Origin of the sequence: Rhizobium sp. GCM10022189 (genome assembly GCF_042656325.1) — a bacterium.
In the GTDB taxonomy this organism is placed as follows: domain Bacteria; phylum Pseudomonadota; class Alphaproteobacteria; order Rhizobiales; family Rhizobiaceae; genus Rhizobium.
The window spans coordinates 71,810-91,898 of record NZ_JBHSOR010000058.1; the positions used below are offsets into that span (position 1 = coordinate 71,810).

14 protein-coding genes are annotated in these 20,089 nt (G+C 62.4%); 11 read left to right on the forward strand and 3 right to left on the reverse strand.

Annotated elements, in window-relative coordinates:
• The first annotated feature begins 3 nt into the window (after positions 1-3).
• The 5 genes from ACFPWW_RS29345 (at position 4) to ACFPWW_RS29365 (ending at position 8,996) form a co-directional block, all read left to right on the forward strand.
• Positions 4-912 (forward strand): amino acid--[acyl-carrier-protein] ligase, encoded by a 909-nt coding sequence (locus tag ACFPWW_RS29345; RefSeq protein ID WP_112756101.1) that lies wholly within the window; start codon positions 4-6, stop codon positions 910-912.
• Positions 903-1,883: a DUF1839 family protein gene (locus tag ACFPWW_RS29350; RefSeq protein WP_377314773.1), complete on the forward strand. Its 981-nt coding sequence runs from the start codon at positions 903-905 to the stop codon at positions 1,881-1,883. Before ACFPWW_RS29345 ends, ACFPWW_RS29350 begins: the two co-directional genes overlap by 10 nt.
• Positions 1,884-1,899: 16 nt before the next feature.
• Positions 1,900-4,374, forward strand: coding sequence for a glycoside hydrolase family 2 protein (locus tag ACFPWW_RS29355; protein ID WP_377314713.1), 2,475 nt, complete (start codon positions 1,900-1,902; stop codon positions 4,372-4,374).
• Positions 4,375-4,420: 46 nt separating this feature from the next.
• Positions 4,421-5,599 (forward strand): glycosyltransferase family 4 protein, encoded by a 1,179-nt coding sequence (locus tag ACFPWW_RS29360; protein WP_377314775.1) that lies wholly within the window; start codon positions 4,421-4,423, stop codon positions 5,597-5,599.
• 88 nt (positions 5,600-5,687) lie between these two features.
• Complete coding sequence (locus tag ACFPWW_RS29365; RefSeq protein ID WP_377314715.1) at positions 5,688-8,996, forward strand: oligosaccharide flippase family protein; 3,309 nt, start codon at positions 5,688-5,690, stop codon at positions 8,994-8,996.
• 113 nt (positions 8,997-9,109) lie between these two features.
• On the opposite strand, the gene ACFPWW_RS29370 is transcribed toward ACFPWW_RS29365, so the two are convergent.
• The 3 genes from ACFPWW_RS29370 to ACFPWW_RS29380 all read right to left on the reverse strand — a co-directional run bounded on the left by ACFPWW_RS29370 (position 9,110) and on the right by ACFPWW_RS29380 (position 11,595).
• The gene (locus tag ACFPWW_RS29370; protein ID WP_377314717.1) at positions 9,110-10,276 is read right to left on the reverse strand and encodes a glycosyltransferase family 4 protein; all 1,167 of its coding nucleotides are present in this window, start codon (positions 10,274-10,276) and stop codon (positions 9,110-9,112) included.
• A gap of 103 nt (positions 10,277-10,379) precedes the next feature.
• Complete coding sequence (locus ACFPWW_RS29375) at positions 10,380-10,616, reverse strand: Lrp/AsnC ligand binding domain-containing protein (protein WP_007825394.1); 237 nt, start codon at positions 10,614-10,616, stop codon at positions 10,380-10,382.
• Between the two features lie 70 nt (positions 10,617-10,686).
• Positions 10,687-11,595, reverse strand: coding sequence for a LysR family transcriptional regulator (locus tag ACFPWW_RS29380; RefSeq protein ID WP_377314720.1), 909 nt, complete (start codon positions 11,593-11,595; stop codon positions 10,687-10,689).
• A gap of 103 nt (positions 11,596-11,698) precedes the next feature.
• Here ACFPWW_RS29380 and ACFPWW_RS29385 point away from each other — a divergent pair, with 103 nt between their 5' ends.
• The 6 genes from ACFPWW_RS29385 (at position 11,699) to ACFPWW_RS29410 (ending at position 20,018) form a co-directional block, all read left to right on the forward strand.
• Entirely contained in the window at positions 11,699-13,105 is a 1,407-nt protein-coding gene (locus tag ACFPWW_RS29385; protein WP_377314722.1) for a VOC family protein, read from the forward strand.
• Between the two features lie 69 nt (positions 13,106-13,174).
• Positions 13,175-14,458: an NAD(P)/FAD-dependent oxidoreductase gene (locus ACFPWW_RS29390; RefSeq protein ID WP_377314724.1), complete on the forward strand. Its 1,284-nt coding sequence runs from the start codon at positions 13,175-13,177 to the stop codon at positions 14,456-14,458.
• Between the two features lie 25 nt (positions 14,459-14,483).
• Entirely contained in the window at positions 14,484-16,022 is a 1,539-nt protein-coding gene (locus ACFPWW_RS29395) for an aldehyde dehydrogenase family protein (RefSeq protein WP_112702676.1), read from the forward strand.
• Positions 16,023-16,227: 205 nt separating this feature from the next.
• On the forward strand, positions 16,228-17,253 hold the full coding sequence (locus ACFPWW_RS29400; RefSeq protein ID WP_112564421.1) for an iron ABC transporter substrate-binding protein: 1,026 nt from the start codon (positions 16,228-16,230) through the stop codon (positions 17,251-17,253).
• 150 nt (positions 17,254-17,403) lie between these two features.
• Positions 17,404-18,984, forward strand: a complete 1,581-nt coding sequence (locus ACFPWW_RS29405) for an ABC transporter permease (protein ID WP_112564524.1) — start codon at positions 17,404-17,406, stop codon at positions 18,982-18,984.
• Positions 18,981-20,018, forward strand: a complete 1,038-nt coding sequence (locus ACFPWW_RS29410; RefSeq protein ID WP_112757020.1) for an ABC transporter ATP-binding protein — start codon at positions 18,981-18,983, stop codon at positions 20,016-20,018. Before ACFPWW_RS29405 ends, ACFPWW_RS29410 begins: the two co-directional genes overlap by 4 nt.
• Positions 20,019-20,089 lie beyond the last annotated feature (71 nt).

Below are 20,089 nucleotides of genomic sequence, written 5' to 3' on the forward strand. Positions count from 1 at the left end.
GCCATGGATATGCAGACATCGTTTCTGGACCGGCTCTTCGAGTCCGGCCTGCTGATCGATACCGGCGTTGACGGCCTTTATGGCCGCAGCGGCCAGTTCGAAGACGTTATTGCCGCCTTCGAGCGGTTGATCGACACGTTCGGCGGCGCAGACGGCGCCGAGGCGATGCGCTTTCCGCCCGGCATGAACCGCGCGCTTTTCGAAAAGAGCGGCTACATGAAGAGCTTCCCGCAGCTTGCCGGTACGGTACACAGCTTCTGCGGCAGCGAACTCGACCACATGAGCCTGCTGCAATGCATGGAAGTCGGCGACGACTGGACCAAGGGCCAGGAAGCGACGGATATCGTGCTGACGCCGGCCGCCTGCTATCCGCTCTATCCGACAGTTGCCAAACGCGGCAACCTGCCGGCCAAGGGTGGTCTTTTCGACCTGCAGTCCTACTGCTTCCGCCATGAGCCTTCCAAGGATCCTGCCCGCCAGCAGCTCTTCCGCATGCGCGAATATGTCTGCATGGGCACCGAGCAGCATGTGACCGATTTCCGCCAGAGCTGGATGGATCGCGGCGTCGAAATGATGAAACAGGTCGGTCTCGATGTGACGATCGACGTTGCCAACGACCCGTTCTTCGGACGCGCCGGCAAGATGATGGTCAACAACCAGCGCGACCAGAACCTGAAGTTCGAATTGCTGATCCCGATCACATCTGCGGCAAAGCCGACGGCCTGCATGAGCTTCAACTATCATCAGGACTCGTTCGGCCTGAAGTGGGGCCTGAACCTTGAAGACGGCAGCGTGGCCCATACGGCCTGCGTCGGCTTCGGCCTCGAGCGTATCGCGCTCGCCCTGTTCCACACCCACGGCCTCGACGTGAAGGAATGGCCTGCAAGCGTGCGGAAAGTGCTGTGGGGCTGAGCGGTTCCATGACGTCGGTCTTCGCGGGTATCGATCCCGATACCTACAAGACGCATGCGCTGCATTCGGGCGAGCGCATGTGGCCGGAGACCAATTGTTATATCGATCTCTGGATCGAGGTGCTCTCGACCTTCGGCGTTGCGCCGGAGGCCATGCTCGGCTTCACGCTGACGCAGGATTTCGAAGGCGACCAGTTCACCTTCTTCAAGGTGCCGCTCGAAGATCTCGAAGCGCTTTACGGCATCCGCGCCACCGAGCTTGCGATCTATGACCGTGTCGAACGGCATGTCGAGGTGCAGATCGCCCGCGGCCGGCTCTGCCTGATCGAGATGGATTCCTTCTACATGCCGGATACGCGCGGCACGGCCTATCGGCAGGAACACGGCAAGACCACAGTTGCGATCAACCGGCTGGATTTTGCCGGCAAGCGCGTCGATTATTTCCATAATGCGGGCTATTTCCGCATCGAGGGCGAGGATTTCGACGGGCTGTTCCAGACTCATCTGACGGATGAGGATGCGCCGTTCCTGCCCTATACGGAATTCGCCAAGTTTCCGGAACGTCCGGCTGGCGAAGCGCATCTGCGCGCAGTTTCCCGACGGCTGCTCGGTTTCCATTTCGGCCGCCGTCCGGGGGGCAATCCGATCCGTGCCTTCGCAGAGGTTTTTCCGCTGCAGGTCGAAGCGGTGGCCGACCGCCCCTTCGGCTTCTTCCACAAGTACGCTTTCAACACGTTGCGGCAGGTGGGCGCGAATTTCGAGCTTGCTGCCGATCACCTCGCCTGGCTTTCTGCCGGCGAATTTGGTGTCGCGGTCGAGGAAGCGCGTCGAATCTCGGAAGCGGCGAAGTCGGTTCAGTTCCAGCTTGCCCGCGCCGTCACCCGCCGCAAGTTCGAGCCGCTGAAGGCTGCTCTTGATCCGGCCGCCGATGCGTGGGATTCGATGATGGCTTCGCTTGCGGAGCGAGTCTGACGCCGGAGATCTGACCATGCGGGGGCGGTTGGCAAGCATCGGGGCTGAGGAAAGCCTGCTTTCCGAAGGCTGGAATCTGGTTCTGACCGAGCCTGACGCCTGCGCGACCCCCCACGACATCCACCTTTCCGCACAGTTCATTCCGGCGCCCGTCCCGGGCACTGTCGCAGCCGCGCTCGAAAGAGCCGGTCTCTTCGACCGCGAAAATCCGCAGGCACTGAACACCAGGGATGCCTGGTATCTGACCCGCCTCTTCGACGCGGAGCCGGGCGAGGCGATCCTGCGCCTCCAGGGGCTTGCGACGGTTTGCCATGTCTTCCTGAACGGCCAGGAAATCCTGTTTTCCGAGAGCATGTTCACGGCCCATGAGATGCCGGTGACGCTGACAGGCGGTGATGAGCTGGCGCTTTGCTTCCGGGCTATCGGCCCCCGTCTGGCGGAACCCGGGCCGCGTGCGCGCTGGCGGCCGCAAATGATCACGCCCCAAGGGCTGAAGAACGTGCGCAACACGTTGCTCGGCCATATGCCCGGCTGGTGCCCGGAAATCCACGCAGTCGGCCCATGGCGGCCGATTTCGCTGGTGCGCCGGGGCGCGGCCTCGGTCGATAACGTCACGGTACGCGCCGTGCTGGAGGAAAACGGCACGGGGCGGCTCAGCGTCTCGCTTTACACAGCCGGCGAAGAGCCTGTCATGCTGCTGCGCTGTGCCGGCGCCGAGCAGGGTTTCGAAAAGATCGGCGACCGGCACTATTCGGCGATCCTCAAATTGCCTGACGTCGAGACATGGTGGCCGCACACGCATGGCATACCGCGTCTCTACGACGTGACGCTCGTTCTGGACGGTGAAGAACATTCGCTCGGCAAGACTGGCTTCCGGCGGATCGAGGTCGACCATGGCGCGGATGGCAATGATTTCGCGCTTCTGGTCAACGGCGAGCGGGTCTTCTGCCGCGGTGCCGTCTGGACGACGGCCGATATTGTAAGGCTGCCGGGCGAACGGGCCGATTACGAGCCCTTCCTGCGGCTGGCCGCCGAGGCTGGAATGAACATGATCCGCGTCGGCGGTACCATGGCCTATGAGACGCCTGAATTTTTCGCGCTCTGCGACGAACTCGGGCTGATGGTCTGGCAGGACTTCATGTTCGCCAATTTCGACTATCCGAAGAATGACAAGACTTTCATCGGCCATGTTCATGCCGAGGTGGAAGAGTTCCTGCACGGCGTGCAGCTTTCACCCTCGCTTGCGGTTCTCTGCGGCGGCAGCGAAATGCACCAGCAGGCGGCGATGTTCGGGCTGCCCGCGGATTTCTGGAGCGGACCGATCACCGACGAGATCATCCCCGCGATCTGCCAGCGCCTGCGGCCCGATGCGCCCTATGTGCCGAATTCGCCCTATGGCGGGGCCATGCCCTTCTCGCCCAATGCCGGCGTGACGCACTATTATGGCGTCGGCGCCTATATGCGGCCGCTCGGCGATGCGCGGCGCGCTGACGTGCGCTTTGCGGCCGAAAGCCTCGCTTTCGCTCACGTGCCGCAGCAAAGGACCCTGCAGCGGCATCTCGACGTACCCTCTGTTCACAGCCCGCTCTGGAAGGAGCGGGTGCCGCGCGACCGCGGCGCTTCGTGGGATTTCGAGGATGTCAGAGATTTTTATCTCGGCCTTCTCTACGATGTCGATCCGGCCAGGCTGCGCCGCGAAGACCCCGAACGCTATCTTGAGCTTTCGCGCGCCGTGACCGGCGAGGTGCTCGAGGAAACCTTTGCCGAATGGCGGCGCAAGGGATCGTCCTGCAACGGCGCACTCGTCTGGACCCTGCAGGATCTGCTGCCAGGTCCAGGCTGGGGCGTGATCGATTCCACCGGCGAGCCGAAGCCCGTCTGGCATGCCATGCGCCGCGCCTTCCACCCGGTGCAGGTCATCTTCACGGATGAGGGAACAAACGGCCTCTACGCACATGTCATCAACGAAACCGACAAGGTCGTCGCTCTCGAACTCGATGTCGCGTGCCTGCGCGACGGGCGGCAGCAGGTCGCGAGTGGCAGCAAGGCCTTCAATCTGGAACCCAGAAGCACCGAGCGTATCGCCTGCACCGATCTCTTCGGCGGCTTTTTCGATGCGGCCTATGCCTTCCGTTTCGGGGCGCCCTCGCATGATGTCAGCGTTGCCTGGCTGCGCTCGACGATAGATGGCGCGTTACTCGCACAAGCTTTCCATTTTCCGCGCGGCCGGGCCGAAGCGTTCCACGACGCGACGATCGAGGCGTCCTTCATGCGAGAGGGCGACGATTGGTTCGTCACGCTTGCGACCGACAGGCTCGCCCAATCGGTGCATATCGACGTTGAAGGCTATCGAGCGGAAGAGGACTGGTTCCACCTGGCGCCAGGTCCATCCAAGCGGGTGAGGCTGATCGCCGCTGCGGGCATCGACGGCGATGCGTTGCCGGTGGGCGAAATCAGGAGCGTCGGCGCGTCGCGCCGTTTCGCGCTTTAAGGTCTGGAGAACGGCAATGACCATCAGGGTGCAGGCGGAAGAAGCTTTGCGGGGCGTCTATCGGAGCGTGCGCGGGCATCTGCTGCAGCGGCTCATTGTGAGGTCGCGGCTCGCTTTCAATCCGCGCCGGCCGGTGGAGATCGTCGGCTATCTGTCGATGGCGGCCGGCGTCGGGGAATCGGCAAGGCTTTGCGCGGCCGCGCTTTCGCATGCGGGTCGGGAAATCATGCTTGCCGATGTCAGCACGCATCCGGACGAAGGCAAGCTGGTGGAGTGGGCGTTCGCCCACGTCTCCGGCGGCCAGCCGGGAAGCCGCATATGGCATCTCAATCCGCCCATGCTGCCGCGGGCGATCCTGAAGAAAGGCCTCGGCAATTTTGCCCGCGCTTTCAATATCGGTTACTGGGCCTGGGAGCTCGAGGTGGTGCCGGCGGAATGGCGCAATGCCATGCATTACATGAATGCCGTCTTCGTTCCCTCAGAGTTCACCCGGCGGGCAATCGCGCCGCATACGACAGCACCTGTCATCGTCGTGCCGCATCCGGTGAGCGAGCGGCCGGCGGCTGACGGGACCAGGCAGAAATTCGGGATCGCCGAGGATGCTTTCCTCGTATCGTTCATCTTCAGTGCGGGCTCCTCGATCAACCGCAAGAACCCGCAGGCGGCGATCGAGGCCTTCAGGCTTTTCAGCGCCGAATGCCCCAATGCCTTCCTGCTGATGAAGGCCAGTGGCCATCCTGACCGCGATGAGGCGCTTCGGGCGCTCGTGCAGTCTGTGGAAGGCGACCGCAACATCAGGATCGTCACCGACAATCTGGCAAGTTCGGAGATCAACGGCATTCTTCGCGATTCCAACGCCTATCTCTCGCTGCACCGTTCCGAGGGCTTCGGCCTGACGGTGGCCGAAGCGATCATGCACCGCACGCCCGTCGTATCGACCGGATGGTCCGGCACGGCCGATTTTTGCGATCCCGACAGTACCTGGCTGGTCGAGCCGGCGCTCATTCCCGTCGTCGACAGCCATCCGGAATTTGCCGATCTCAAGGACGCCGTTTGGGCCGATCCCTCGCCGAGGGCAGCTGCGGCGCATCTGAGGAACATCCATTCCGATCCTGATGCCGCGCGGCGAAAGGCGGAGGGAGCGCGGGCCTATCTGATACGTCATCTTGCCGAGCACAGCTACGACAAGGCGCTTTCAAGGCTTTCGGCGATGCAGGCGAGCTAAGCCGGGGCCTCACTCCCCTTTATTTTAATATTTCCACTCTAGAGATGGCTTGTTTTCGGCCGCGATGCGGCCCCCAGTGGATGGACGGATGTCGAAGGGCATTATCGCAAACTCAGTGATGAATGCGGCAGCGGGGATGTTGCTTCTGATAACGGGGTTCGTGTCCTCGATCATAACCGCGCGCCTGCTCGGACCTGAGGCCAACGGTATCGTCGCCTTCTCGCTCTGGCTCGTCGTCACCGGTGCCTCGATTGCCGAACTCGGCTCCAGCATCACGCTTCTGAAGACGCTGCCGCAGCTCTCGGCGCAGGGCTACAGCCTCGATCAGCGGAGGGGCTTTGCCTCGATCCTGGTCACGTTCATGGTCTGCTCCACGCTGGTCTTGCTTGGGCTTTATGCCCTGTTCTTCCTGACATCGGAGGAAATGCACTGGGCCGATACCGCCCCCTCGGTAGCGCTTGTGACGGGCGTCCTCTTCTTCATTCAGGCAATCGGCTCTTTCGTCAAATTCTACCTCATCGGTGAAAAGCGGCTCGGCACTTTCTTCCAGCTGACGCTGATCGTCTCGGTTTTCCAGCTTGCGGGCGTGGCCGTCGGTGCGGTCTTCTACGGGGTCGAGGGTGTGCTCGTCGGTTATGCGCTCGGCCAGCTCGTGCTTTTCATCGCCACCCTGCCCATTCTTTTTGCCCGGCGCGATCGTTGCGGCGTTTCCCTCAAATACCTGGCCTCGTCTTCGGTAATCCTGTCGATGCAATTCATCATCGATTCGATCTTCCTCAATCGTATCGAGCTGCTTTTTCTGCAGCAGTTCTGGTCTGTGGAAATGGTCGGCTTCTATGCCGCGGGCCTGTCGATTGCCAATATCGCGCTGCAGCTTCCGATCCAGATGAGCGGCAGCCTGCTGCCCTATTATTCGGAACGGCGGCATACCAGCGCCGATCTGAAATTCCCGGTCGAAGCCTTTGCCGCTGTTATCCGCAGCATGGCCTATATCGTGCTGCCCATGAGCCTCGGCCTTGCGGCGATCTCCAGCCAACTGGTGCATGTGGTCTTCGGCGAAGCTTTCGACCGAAGCGGCGGGGTTGTCGCCCTGCTTGCGCTCGTCGCACCGGCCTATACGTTCATGCAGGTTCTCAGCCTATACCTGCTTTCCATCGAGAAGGCCAATGTGCGGTTGAAAATCAGTGTGATAGGTGGCCTCCTGATGGTAGTGGGTTGTTTACTCATCGTACCTAGTCTGGCTGCCGAGGGTGCCGCGCTCGTGCGCATAGCCGTATTTGTTGCGATGTCGGTAATGATGGTCAGACAAACGGGCTTCGGAACTCAGCTTTCCGGCCTATATCTCAGCCTTGCGAAGATTTTTGTCGCCGCTCTATTCTGCGCTTGCGGCGCTATTGCTGCGCTCGAGCTTGCGCAGGGGCCGATCGGTCTTGTCGCGGCGATCGTCGCCGGCACGTTCGCCTATTTTGCTGCGCTGAAAGTCCTTCGTGCCGTTCCGGCCGAAGACATCCACGTGCTGCGCTCGATCCTCGACAAGATGCCCGCGCTGTTGCAGGGACCGGCGAGGCGCGCGGTCAATTTCATCACCCCGTCGCCAGAAGGGGAAGAGAAGAAGCCGCTCAACGAAGAATTCTCGCGCGAGCCCGCAGAAGGCGCCGGCCGCGCGGCGGCTCTTCCTGTTGTCTTCGACCGGACGATCGGCCTCTTCATGCCGGAAAAGGCTGGCGTGGCGAAACGTTCGGCTGCCGTTCTCTTCGTCAGTCCCTGGGGTTTCGAGGAAATGTGCACACGGAAATTCTATCGTGTGGCAGCCGAGCATTTTTCCGACATTGGCGTGCCGAGCCTGCGTTTCGACTATACGGGCACGGGTGACGCGCTCGATTTCGGCGACGAGACACCCAGCCTTGCAATCTGGAAGAATTGCATTGGCGCGGCCGCCGCGCGGCTGAAGGCGCTCAGCGGTTGCTCGCAGGTCATTCTTGTCGGCCAGGGTCTCGGCGGCACGCTTGCCCACCTGACCGGCCATGAGATCGAGGGCGTCGACAGCATCGTTCTGCTCGCGCCGGTTCTGAGCGGCAGAGGCCATCTGCGCGAAATCAACATGTGGTCGCGGATCATCCATGCCGACCTCGGTCTCGGTAAGGAGCATGCGCCGAGCGCCCAGGTCCAGATCGCGGGCCTGACCCTGCCGGACACGATCGCAGCGGAAATCGGCAAGCTCAACATCAGCTCGCCGCAGGGCCTGGGAGCGCCGAACTACCTCATCCTCGAACGCCCGGTTCGGGCCGACGACACGGCCTTCGCCGATGCCCTGAAGGCGCTTGGCGGCAATGTCGAGCAGCGCGTCTTCGAAGGTTACGACGAGCTGGTCACCAACCCGCTCTTTGCCAAGACGCCGATGGCGGTCGTCAAACTGCTCAGCGAATGGCTCGTCGAAACGACGACGTTTGCAGCGTCTGCCGGGCACTCGGTCCAGGCGATCGAAAACCCGCCGCTCGTGGGTGACGGTTTTGAGGAAATCCCGGTTCGTTTCGGCGCTTTCCAGCATCTCATCGGTGTCGTCAGCCGGCCTCAGGGCGAGATCAAGGGCAATGCCGTGCTCTTCATGTCGACGGCCTATGACCGGCATGCCGGTTGGGGTCGCACGACCGTCGATATGGCGCGTGAGCTTGCGCGTCAGGGCGTCGTTTCCCTGCGTTTCGATTCCGCCAATGTCGGCGACAGCGTTCCGCGCCCGGATGCGCCCGAGCAAGTTCTCTATTCCGCGACGCAGACGGAAGATGCGCTCGCCTCGCTCGATCTCCTGGAAAGCTTCGTGGCCGGGCCGATCATGGTTGCGGGCCGCTGCAGCGGCGGTTATGTGGCGCTGCGCGCAGGCATCGAGGATGAGCGGCTGAAGGCGATCGTTTCCATCAATCCCTTCGTCTACTACTGGGACCCCGAGATGCCGGTGCGGCGCGAGCATGTCGTCTCCGTCCCGCGAAGCGTCGACGATTACGGCCAGCGGATGATGCGGCTCGACACGGTCAAGCGGCTGTTCCGTGGCGAGGTCGATGTGATCGCAGCCCTGCAGAATATCTTCATTGCAGTCGGGCGCCGGCTGTCGCCGCGTATTGCGCCGCTCGTCGAGCTTATCCCGGGCCGCCGCCACGTCGCGCGTCAGGTGCGCCAGTCCTTCGCTGTGCTCGGCAGACGCAAGGTGCCGCTGACGCTGATCTACAGCGAAGGCGATGTCGGCCTCGACCACATGTACTTCCATTTCGGTCCACGCGGTCACAAGTTTGCCCGGCATCCGAATGTGCGGCTGGTGATGCTGCAGGACGCCGATCACAACCTGACGCCGCCGGAATCGCGCAAGCTGGTGCTGGACGAGATCGTCCGGCTGGCGAAGGCCTGAGATTTCCTGATCTTCCGGATCACGCCAGCAGACTTGCCGTGCGCCCTGCGTCTGGAATCCCATGAAAAGACGGAGATGGAGCGCTTCCGCGGCTTGACGAAAGCGGAACTGTTCTAGGCGATGATCCCGATTGACCGATAAAGGTCGATATAGCGCTCTGCGACCGCATCCCAGGAATAGGCGTTTGCGGCTTCCATGAGGCTCCTGCGCAGGGCCAGGCCCTCGGCGGCAAACTTCTGATAGGCCTCTTCGATCGCGCTCGCGGCTGCGTCCGGTCGCGTGAAGTCGGCAAGGACGATCGCCTCGTGGCGTCCAGCCAACGAACGATAGGCGTCGTTGGCATTCAGGACCGGCAGCAGGCCGGCACTCATCGCTTCCAGCGCGACGAGGCCGAAACCTTCATATTCCGAGGCGGAAGCAAAGAGAGATGCCCTGGCAATGATGTCGCGGATCGCCTGGTTGTCGGGCGAGATGGCGAGCGTGACGGCGTCCTGCAGCGACCGTTCGGCGATTTCACGCCTGAGATCGGCGGCATTGAGATCGGATTCGGCGCCGACGATATCGAGATGCCAGCCGGGATGGCGTTTGACGAGCACGGCTGCGGCATCCAGCAGGTGATCGAGCCGCTTGTTCACGGAGAAGCGCCCGATCGTGACGATGCGCCTTTCGGGCTGGCGCGAGGCAACGTCGGCAAACTTGCCGATGTCGGCGCCATTTTCGATGGTAATGCCGTCAGGAACGATCCGGATGAACTGGTTGAGGTCGGACGCGCTGCAGCAGACGACCTGTCGATAGGCCGTTGCCGAGAGCCGCGTCAGCGTCGTGAACCAGATCTTCTTGATGACAAGGTATTTCTTCGTGTGAAAGAAGCCGCCATGGGTGGTCACGACCATCGGCTTGCGGTGCAGGAAGCTGCCCCAGGCAAGTGCGTCGAAAAAGAAGTCTATGGCATGAACATGGATGAGGTCGGCATCGCCGATATGGTGAAAGACCTGCGGCGCCAGCGGATAGCGGCTGCTGCCGGACCAGGGGATACGGACGACGTCGATGCCGTCAATCGTTTCGCGTGCCGGAAGCCTGTTTTCCGGAGCCACAAAAAGAGAATCGAGCGTGACGACGCGAACGCGAAATCCGCGTTTCAACGTCTGGCGCGCGAGATTGGCGACCACATCTTCCATCCCGCCGCGGTTCGGCAGGAATTGCCGGACGACATGCACGATGAGGGGGGCAGCTTTTGGCTGCGCCCTGTGTTGAAGGGTCTCTATCATGGAGACGGACATTTCCCACCTGTTTTTTGTGGGAATTATCAGCCATGACCGTGCTTAAGGCGCAGTTTATAAGGGCGTTTCGGGGCCGGGTTTATTAGCAAAAGGGTTAACCGGTTCAGAACGCCTTGAAGGTCAATGTCGTCAGGGAACGAACGATGCCGGGGATGTTGGCGATGTTGTCGTTGATGAACTTGCCGATATCCTGGCCCTCTTCGATGTAGACCTTGAGCAGCAGGTCGTAATTGCCTGATGTCGAGTAGAGCTCCGAGACCAGTTCGGTCTTGTAGATGGCGTCGGCAACTTCGTAGGTCTTGCCCGGGGCGCACTGGAGCTGGACGAAGATCGGCTTCATGGGAATTTCCTGCATCGAATTCTGATGGCGCGCATAATGGTCGAAACCGCCGCCGCGATGCAAGCCTTCCTTACGTTTCAGAACCCGAACGGGCCTCGGTGACGATCCAGTCGCGGAAGGCGGCAAGCGGGGCGTAATCGGCGCGTTCCGGCGGAAAGGCGAGATAGTAGCGCTCGCGGCTTTCCGTCTCCCTGTCGAGGGCGGCCACGAGATCGCCGCGCTTGAGTTCCTCCTGCATGAGGAAAGTCGGCAGCAGGGCAATGCCAAGGCCGGCGATCGCCGCCTGCGCTGCCGTGGCAAACTGGTCGAACAGCATGCCGTGTACGCTTTCGAAGGCGACGCCATTGTCGGCAAACCAGCGCTCCCACGCGTCGGGGCGGGTCGTCAGATGCAGGAGCGGCACCGTCAACAGGTCTTCCGGCCGGGAGATCGCATTGCGCTTCAGGAAATCCGGGCTGCAGGCGGGCAGCGTGCGTTCCGACATCAGGAAGGCGAGTTCCGCACCCGGCCAGTGGGGATGGCCGAAATGGATGGCGGCATCGATGGAATCGAGGCGGAAATCGAAGGAGGACAGCCGGGTGACGAGATTGATCGTCACACCCGGATTGGCGGAAAGGAAGCGGCCGAGGCGCGGCGCCAGCCAGCGCGTACCGAAGGTCGGCAGAATGGCCAGGTTCAGCGTGCCGCCGTGCGGGTTGGCGCGCAGGTTAAGCGAAGCGCTGGAGATGCGCCGCAGCGCCTCGCGGATTTCCCGCGCATAGGCATCGCCGGCAAGGGTAAGCCGCACCGTCTGGCGCTCGCGCAGGAAAAGTTCGACGCCGAGCTGCTCCTCCAGTGCCTTGATCTGGCGGCTGACGGCGCTCTGCGTCAGGTCGAGTTCTCGCGCGGCTGCGGTTACGCTGCCGTTGCGGGCGACCGCCTCGAAGGCGGCCAGATGGGACGTCGACGGCAAAAAACGCCTGGGTGCAAGCATAATCATTCCATATCAGAATGAACTATTTCCGAAACGTCGATATTCATAAGATGAGCGCGCTTGTAAAGAACTTCATCCTGCAAAATTGGAATGAACGCGGAGTTCCCCCATGCCCGGCGCTTTCGTCTCGACCGATCGCATCCGTTCGCTCTTTACGGAAGCCATGTCGCAGATGTACCGGACGGAAGTGCCGCAATACGGCACGCTGATCGAGCTTGTGGGGGAGGTCAACGCCGAAGTCCTCGCGAAAGACCAGGAACTCAGCGAGCGACTTCGGCGTGCAGGCGAACTCGAGCGCATCGATGTCGAGCGCCATGGCGCAATCCGTCTTGGAACGGCCGCAGAACTTTTCACCATCCGCCGCCTCTTTGCCGTGATGGGCATGCGGCCGGTCGGCTATTACGACCTCTCGGTGGCCGGCGTCCCCGTGCATTCCACCTGCTTCAGGCCGGTCGAGGAAGCGGCGCTGAACGTCAATCCGTTCCGTGTCTTCACTTCGCTTCTGCGGCTGGAGCTGATCGAGGATCAGGCGTTGCGCGCCGAAGCCGCGGCCATTCTCGCCAAGCGGCAGATCTACACGCCGCGCGCCATCGCCCTCATTGAGCAGTATGAGACGGCCGGCGGGCTGACGGAGGCGGAGGCGACGGAATTCGTCGCCGAGGCACTGGAAACCTTCCGCTGGCATGGTGCGGCGACCGTCAGCGCCGAGACCTACAAACGCCTGCATGATGCGCATCGCCTCATCGCCGATGTCGTCAGCTTCAAAGGGCCGCATATCAACCACCTGACGCCCCGCACGCTCGATATCGACGAGGTGCAGCGGCGCATGCCGGAACGCGGCATTACGCCCAAGGCCGTCATCGAAGGCCCGCCGCGGCGCAATTGCGATATCCTGCTGCGGCAGACGAGCTTCAAGGCTCTGGAAGAGCCGATCGCTTTTTCCGGCGCGACCGGGACGACATCAGGCACGCATACCGCCCGTTTCGGCGAAATCGAACAACGTGGCGTGGCACTGACGGCCAGGGGCCGGGCGCTCTACGACCAGTTGCTTGCCTCGGTGCGCGGCGAAGTGCAGGTCGGCGCATCCGGTGCCAAGGCCAGCGATTACGATGCCGAGCTTGCCGAACGGTTCAAGGCGCTGCCGGACAGCTGGGAGGAACTCAGGCGCGAAGGGCTTGCCTTCTTCCGCTATTCGGCCACGCCCCAAGGAATCGCAGCAAAGGGGCAGCTGCCATCCGATCCGGACGTCCTGATTGCCAGGGGTTATCTGCGTTTCGATCCTATCGTCTACGAGGATTTCCTGCCGGTCAGCGCGGCCGGTATCTTCCAGTCGAATCTCGGCACGGACCAGCAGCAGAATTACGCGACACGCTCCAACCGCGCCGCCTTCGAGGCAGCGCTTGGCGCCGATGTGCAGGACGAACTCGCGCTCTATGGCGCGCTGCAAGCCGCCTCGCTTGAAACGGCGATGGAAGAGCTTGGCCTTTCCGGCCTGAAGCTGAAGACCGTGGCCTGATATTTGGCCGCTTCCGCCGGTGCGGGAGCGGCGCTAGAGTGCCGAATTCGATCCTGACTGGACTGTCCGATGCTCAATGATCCGCGCTCCCACGGCCTGTGGGAAAAGACCGCTCCTCAGCCGCCGCTTACATCCGCGCTGGAAGGCGTTGCAGAGGCCGATGTCGTCATCGTCGGCGGTGGCTATACCGGCCTTTCCTCGGGGCTGCATCTGGCTGAGGCCGGATCGCGGGTCGTGCTGCTTGAAGCCAAGGAAATCGGCTTCGGCGGAGCCGGTCGCAATGTCGGCCTCATCAATGCCGGCATGTGGGTCATGCCCGACGATTTGCCGGGTGTTCTTGGTCCTGTTTATGGCGAACGACTGCTCGACCTGCTCGGCAACGCGCCACGGCTGGTGATGGACCTGATCGAAAAGCACGGTATCGCCTGCGAGCTGGAGAAGCAGGGCACGCTGCATTGCGCGGTTGGCGCCGATGGGCTGAAGGAAGTCGAGGAGCGTTACAAGCAGTGGTCGGCGCGGGGCGCGCCGGTCACGCTCCTGGATGCGAACGAGACGGCAAAGCGTATCGGCACGAATGCCTATGCCGGGTCGCTGCTCGACATGCGGGCCGGCACGCTGCAGCCGCTGGCCTATGCGCGCGGGCTTGCCCATGCCGCGCAGAAGGCGGGCGTCGTGCTGCACACCGCAAGCCCCGTCATTGCAACCGAGCGGCAAGGCAGCCGCTGGGTGGTGAAGACGGCGCGCGGACAGGTGAGCGCCGACTGGATTGTCGTGGCGACCGATGCCTACAGCACCGGCCCCTGGGAGCTGGTGCGCAACGAACAGGTATTTCTGCCCTATTTCAACTTCGCCACCGTGCCGCTCGGCCACAATCTGCGCCGGTCGATCCTGCCCAATCGCGAAGGCGTGTGGGATACGAAGGAAATCCTTTCCTCCTTCCGCATGGATCAGGCGGGCCGGCTCGTCTTCGGCAGTGTCGGGGCGCTGCGCAATACCGGCCTTTCCGTGCATAAGGGCTGGGCCAAACGCGCGCTGAAGCGGCTCTTTCCCGAGATTGGCGATGTCGATTTCGAATGCGAGTGGTACGGGCAGATCGGCATGACCGACAATGCCCTGCCGCGCTTCCACAAATTCGCGCCCAACGTCATCGGGTTTTCGGGCTATAATGGCCGCGGGATCGCGCCCGGCACGGTATTCGGCCGCACTTTGGCGCAGCATATTCTTGGCCACATGGCCGAGGCGGATCTGCCCTTGCCGCTGACCGACCCCCGTGAGCCGAGCTTCCGCGGGCTTAAGGAATTGTGGTACGAAGCCGGCGCTCAGGTCGCCCATTTCGCCGATGCCCGTTTCTGAGAACAACAAGACTGGAACCAAGACAATGAACATCGCCGTCCTCGATCTCGCCACCGAAACCGCCAAGCTGCTTGCCGATCTCGGCGTCGATGCCAGGAGCTATGGCGGCGGCACGCTTTCCGTCACCTCACCGATCACGGGCAAGGAAATCGGCAAGCTGAAGGAACATTCCGTCGCGGATGCCAAGGCGGCGATCGACGCGGCGCATAAGGCCTTCCTCGAATGGCGGGCGGTTCCGGCGCCGAAGCGCGGCGAGCTGGTGCGCCTGCTCGGCGAAGAATTGCGCGCCTCCAAGACGGCACTCGGCCGGCTGGTCTCGATCGAAGTCGGCAAGATCACCTCCGAAGGCCTCGGCGAAGTGCAGGAAATGATCGATATCTGCGATTTCGCGGTCGGCCTTTCCCGCCAGCTCTACGGCCTGACCATCGCCACGGAGCGTGCCGAGCACCGCATGATGGAAAGCTGGCATCCGCTTGGCGCCATCGGCATCATCTCGGCCTTCAATTTTCCGGTCGCCGTCTGGTCGTGGAATGCGGCACTCGCCATCGTCTGCGGCAATTCCACCGTCTGGAAGCCTTCCGAAAAGACGCCGCTGACCGCCCTTGCCGTGCAGGCGCTGTTCGAGAAGGCGCTGAAGCGGTTCGTTGCCGAAGGCGGCTCTGCGCCGGCCAATCTCTCGACGCTTTTGATCGGCGGCCGCGAGATCGGCGAAGTGCTTGTCGATCATCCGAAGATCCCGCTCGTTTCCGCTACCGGCTCCACCGCCATGGGCCGTGCCGTCGGCCCGCGCCTGTCCCAGCGTTTCGCCCGCGCTATCCTGGAACTCGGCGGCAACAATGCCGCTATCGTCTGCCCGACCGCCGATCTTGACCTGACGTTGCGCGGCGTTGCCTTCGCGGCCATGGGCACGGCCGGTCAGCGCTGCACGACGCTGCGCCGTCTTTTCGTGCATGAGAGCGTCTATGACCAGCTCGTGCCGCGTCTGAAGAAGGCCTACGGGTCGGTCACGATCGGCAATCCGCTGGAAGCCGGCACGCTGGTCGGGCCGCTGATCGACGGGCAGGCCTTCGAGAAAATGCAGGCGGCCCTCGGCCAGGCCAAGGCTGCCGGCGGCACCGTCGTCGGTGGCGAGCGGGTCGAGAACGGGTCGGCGGAAGCCTTCTATGTTCGCCCGGCTCTCGTCGAAATGCCGGAGCAGACCGGCCCGGTCGAGCACGAAACTTTCGCGCCGATCCTCTATGTCATCAAATACAGTGATTTCGACGCCGTGCTGGAGCTGCACAATGCCGTGCCGCAGGGCCTGTCGTCCTCGATCTTCACCAACAACATGCGTGAGGCCGAGACCTTCCTCTCCTCGCGCGGTTCGGATTGCGGGATCGCCAACGTCAATATCGGCCCTTCCGGCGCCGAAATCGGCGGCGCCTTCGGCGGCGAGAAGGAAACCGGCGGCGGTCGCGAATCCGGTTCGGACGCCTGGAAGGCCTATATGCGGCGTTCCACCAACACCGTCAATTACGGCCGGACCCTGCCGCTGGCGCAGGGCGTCAAGTTCGACGTCGAGTAAGACAGGCAACAAAATTGTTGAAGGCGGCGTTCCCGGAACGTCGCCTTTTTTGGCGAAATCTGGATTTATTCCCGCCAAGATGAAAAATTGAGTCAAGATAATGTGATGCCTATTTTGCCGTTGAAACTTGAAGTAATCAGTCAACAAAAATATACGGCTGCCATCACCCCTGGGGAATTCGGGTGACATCGCTACGGAGGCCATCATGAAAATTGCTCTTAACCGACTTTCCGGCGCGTTCGCGCTTGTCGCTTCGCTCCTTGCCGCGACCGCGCTTGCAGGCAGTGCCAATGCGCAGGAGTCCGAAGGCATTGTCGTTTACAACGCCCAGCACGAAAGCCTCGGCCGTGAATGGATCGATGCCTTCACCAAGGAGACCGGTATCAAGGTCACCATGCGCCAGGGCAGCGACATGCAGTTCGCCAACCAGATCATCCAGGAAGGCGATGCCTCGCCTGCGGACGTGTTCCTGACCGAAAACTCGCCGGCCATGACGCTGGTCGACGGCGCCGGCCTGTTCGCGCCGATCGAGAAGGATACGCTGGATCAGGTTCCGGAGCAGTATCGCCCCGCCGACGGCATGTGGACCGGCATCGCCGCCCGCACGACTGTTTTTGCCTATGACAAGACGAAGCTTTCCGAAGACAAGCTGCCGAAGTCGATGCTCGACCTTCAGGACCCGGCCTGGAAGGGCCGCTGGGGTGCAGCTCCGGCCGGTGCCGACTTCCAAGCCATCGTGGCAGCCCTGCTGCAGCTGAAGGGCGAGGATGCCACCAAGGCATGGCTGAAGGGCCTCAAGGACAACGCCACCCCCTACAAGGGCAACAGCGTTGCCATGAAGGCCGTCAATGCCGGTGAGGTCGAAGGCGCGATCATCTATCACTACTACTGGTTCGGCGATCAGGCGAAGACCGGCGAAAACAGCAAGAATGTCGGCCTGCATTATTTCAAGAACCAGGATCCGGGCGCTTTCGTTTCCGTTTCGGGCGGCGGTATCCTGAAGTCCACGCAGCACATGAAGGAAGCCCAGGCCTTCCTGAAGTTCCTTACCAGCAAGGCGGGCCAGGCAATCCTCAAGGACGGCGATTCCTATGAATATGCCATCGGCAAGGATGCGGCCTCCAACGACAAGCTCACGCCGCTTGCCGATCTCGACGCACCGAAAGTCGAAGCTTCGACGCTGGACAGCAAGAAGGTCGTGGAGCTGATGACGGCCGCCGGCCTCATCTAAGCCTTTCTGCCGCAGGCTATTTCCCGCCAAAACTATTGCTTTTGGCTCAAGAAAACCTTAGGGCATGACGAAATCCGGCAACCGCCATGAAAGGCGGTTGCCTTCCTTTTTCAGCGTGTGAAGGCATCGGCCTTGCTGCAGGACAATAGATTGCTTGCATCCGGCAATAGGGCGCCGGTGGCACCCAGGGCCACGCGACTGGTTTTGCCGCGTGGACGCATGCCGCACGCTTCCGTCGTTCTCCTCGCGTCCGTTGTGGCGATCTTCAGCCTCGTGCCGCTCGGCTTCATCGCCTGGGTGACTTACGATGTGGGCTGGGAAACGGTGAAGACGCTGGTCTTCCGCCCGCGCGTCGGCGAGCTTCTCGTCAATACGGTGCTTCTGGAATCGATCACCATTCCGCTGTCGATCGTCCTTGCCGTCACGCTCGCCTGGCTGACGGAACGTACGGACATTCCCTTCGCGCGGCTCTGGGCATGGCTCGCCATCGCGCCGCTCGCCGTGCCGGCCTTTGTCCATTCCTATGCCTGGGTGAGCCTGCTTCCGGGCATGCGCGGGCTGCAGAGCGGCGTCTTCGTTTCGGTGCTTGCCTATTACCCCTTCCTCTACCTGCCGGTTGCTGCGGCACTGCGCCGGTTCGACCCGGCAATCGAGGATGCCGCCGCCTCGCTTGGCCTCGATCCGTGGCGCGTGTTCTTCCGCACGATCCTGCCGCAGCTTCGCCTTGCGATTTGCGGCGGCTCGCTGCTGATTGCGTTGCACCTCCTGTCGGAATACGGGTTGTTCGTGATGATCCGCTTCGACACGTTTGCAACCGCGATCGTCGATCAGTTCCAGTCTTCCTATAACAGTCCGGCTTCCAACATGCTCGGCGGCGTGCTTGTCGCCTGCTGCCTGTTCCTGCTCGGCGTCGAGATCCTGCTGCGCGGTACCGAGCGTTATGCGCGTGTCGGCTCCGGTTCGGCGCGTCCTGCCGATCGCCGCCGGCTCGGCTGGTTCGTGGTGCCCGCCATAGCGCTGCCGATCGCCCTTGCGGTACTGACGCTCGGCGTGCCGCTGGTGACACTCGGGCGCTGGCTTTATCTCGGCGGGCTCGGCATCTGGCGCATCGACCTGGTGAGCGCCTTCGTGCAGACCATTGTCCTTGCTCTTGCCGGCGGTGTGCTGACGACGATCGTTGCGGCCCCCATGGCCTGGCTGTCGGTGCGTGCGCCGGGCCGCCTTCAGCGCATCCTTGAGGCCTGCCACTATTATGTCGGTTCGCTGCCGGGCGTCGTTGTGGCGCTGGCGCTGGTTTCGATTACCGTTCGCCTTGTCCTGCCGCTCTACCAGACCTTCGCGACGCTGCTCGTCGCCTATGTGCTGCTCTTCCTGCCGCGCGCAATGGTCGGCCTGCGCGCCAGCATCGCGCAGGCGCCCGTCGAACTGGAGCGGGCGGCGATGGGGCTTGGCCGTACGCCCGGACAGGCGGTCAGGCAGATCACCATGCGGCTCGCGGCACCCGGAGCCGCCGCCAGCGTGGCGCTTGTCGCGCTCGGCATCACCAATGAATTGACGGCGACGCTGATGCTGTCGCCGAACGGTGTCGATACGCTGGCGACGAAATTCTGGTCGCTGACGAGCGAAATCGACTATGTCTCTGCGGCGCCTTACGCGTTGATGATGGTCGTGCTGTCGTTCCCGCTTACCCTCATGCTCTATGCCCAATCGAAACGGACTGCCGGCCAATGACGCTGCTTACGATCGATACTATCAGCAAGCGCTACGGCACGGTTCAGGCGCTGAAGGATATCTCGCTTGAAGTGCAGGCGGGCAGCCGCACTGCTGTCGTCGGTCCCTCCGGTTCCGGCAAGACGACGCTCTTGCGCATCATTGCCGGCTTCGAACAGCCTGATGCCGGCCGCGTGACGCTGGATGGCGAGGTGCTGGCCGACGGTCCGGCCTGCGTGCCCGCCCATAAGCGCGGCATCGGCATCGTTTCCCAGGATGGTGCCCTTTTTCCGCATCTGAGTGTCGCAGAAAATATCGGCTTCGGCTTCGAGCGTGGTGCGCCGGATCGCGAAACGCGCATTCGCGAGCTTCTTGAGATGGTGGAGCTGGAAAACAGCATGCTGGATCGCCGCCCGCACCAGCTTTCGGGCGGTCAGCAGCAGCGTGTGGCGCTTGCCCGCGCGCTCGGCCGCCGGCCGCGCCTGATGCTGCTCGACGAGCCGTTTTCGGCATTGGATACGGGGCTCAGGGAAAACATGCGCAAGGCGGTCGCCCGCGTGCTGCAGGCGGCAGGTATCACGGCCGTTCTCGTCACCCATGACCAGGGTGAAGCGCTGTCCTTTGCCGATCAGGTGGCGGTGCTGCGCGAAGGGAAACTGGTGCAGGCCGGAACGCCGCAGACGCTCTACCTCAAGCCGCGGGATCGCGAGACCGCCCTTTTCCTTGGCGATGCCGTGATGCTGCCGGCGATCATCAAGAATGGTTTTGCCGATTGCGCGCTCGGCAACGTGCCGGTCGAAGGAGCCCATCAGGGCAAGGCGGAAATCATGCTGCGGCCGGAGCAGATCCGCGTCGTCGTCGACGAGGCCAACGCGAAATATGGCGGGCGTGTCGTGGACGTGGAATTCGGTGGAGCGACCTGCACGGTGGCGGTGTCGCTTGCGGCTGTCGCCCTTCCGCCGATCCTGATCAAGACCTCAAGCGTCGCATTGCCGGCGCGGGGCGATCTTGTCCGCCTCGATATCGCCGGCAAAGCACATGTCTTTGTGCGGTAGGGTCAGCGTATTTCCGTTTTTCTCGAAACCCGAAAATGCTCTTTCTTTTGTTTAACGCAATTCCGGACGCA